The organism is Actinomycetospora straminea, assembly GCF_028737255.1.
In the GTDB taxonomy this organism is placed as follows: domain Bacteria; phylum Actinomycetota; class Actinomycetes; order Mycobacteriales; family Pseudonocardiaceae; genus Actinomycetospora; species Actinomycetospora straminea.
Genome location: NZ_JAQZAN010000054.1, coordinates 1 through 1,096 on the forward strand (window position 1 = coordinate 1; position 1,096 = coordinate 1,096).

Here is a 1,096-nt window from a genome sequence, read left to right on the forward strand (position 1 = left end):
TGTACTCGGCCAGGACGTTGGTGACGGTGGCTGACGGCGTGGCGAGTTGAGGCAGGGAAGGCCCTTCGGGCTGGGTGGAGGTGTCTGACGCCGTCCGCCTCGCCACGAAGGGCCTTCCACCGTGCACGCTAACGCTCGTTTGACCCTGCACGGCCGGCTGCTGCTGGTGTCGCGTGTCCGTCTCGAGGGCCGCCCCAAGGCCCATGTCGCCGCCGAGCTCGGAGTCTCCCGTCAGTGCGCTCACCGCTGGGTCGAGCGCTACGACCGGGAAGGCCTGGCCGGGTTGGCTGACCGGTCCAGCCGCCCGCACCGCCAGCCGCGACGAACCCCGGCCGAGGTCGAGGCGCGGGTACTCGCCGCCCGGGACAAGGAGCAGACCGGGCCGGCCACGCTGGCGGTGAGCACCGGGGTGCCGGCGCGGACGATCTCGCGGATCCTGGTCCGCTATCAGGTGCCGCGGCTGGCCGACTGCGACCCGGTCACCGGCGAACCGATCCGTGCTGGGCGCAGCAGCGACCAGCGCTATGAGCACCCTGAACCCGGCGATCTGGTGCACATCGATGTCAAGAAGCTCGGTCGTATCCCCGACGGCGGCGGCTGGCGGGTCCACGGCCGTGGCCAGGTCCTGAATCACGACGCCCGGGTCGGGTTCGACTACATCCACGCCATGGTCGACGACCACTCCCGGCTGGCCTACGCCGAAGTCCTGCCCGACGAGAAAGGCGCCACCTGCGCCGGGTTCCTGACCCGCGCCGCCGCGGCGTTCGCCGCCGCCGGCATCACGCGCATCGACCGGGTCCTGACCGACAACGCCCGCAACTACCGCGGCTGCCACGCCTTCGCCGCCGCGGTCGGCGAGCTCGGCGCGGTCCAGAAATTCATCCGCCCGCACTGCCCCTGGACCAACGGCAAGGTCGAACGCTTCAACCGCACCCTGGCCCGCGAATGGGCCTACCGACGGCCCTACCTCACCAACCACGACCGCACCCTGGCCCTGCAGGGCTGGCTGGACTACTACAACACCCGACGCCCCCACACCGCCTGCGCCAACCGACCACCCACCAGCCGCCTGTCACCAACGTGACGGCCGAGTACA

At 71.2% G+C, this 1,096-nt stretch carries 1 protein-coding gene; it reads left to right on the forward strand.

Features of this window, described 5'->3' with window-relative positions:
- The first annotated feature begins 121 nt into the window (after positions 1–121).
- Positions 122–1,084, forward strand: a complete 963-nt coding sequence (locus tag PH190_RS30560; RefSeq protein ID WP_274235317.1) for an IS481 family transposase — start codon at positions 122–124, stop codon at positions 1,082–1,084.
- The last annotated feature ends 12 nt before the right edge of the window (positions 1,085–1,096 follow it).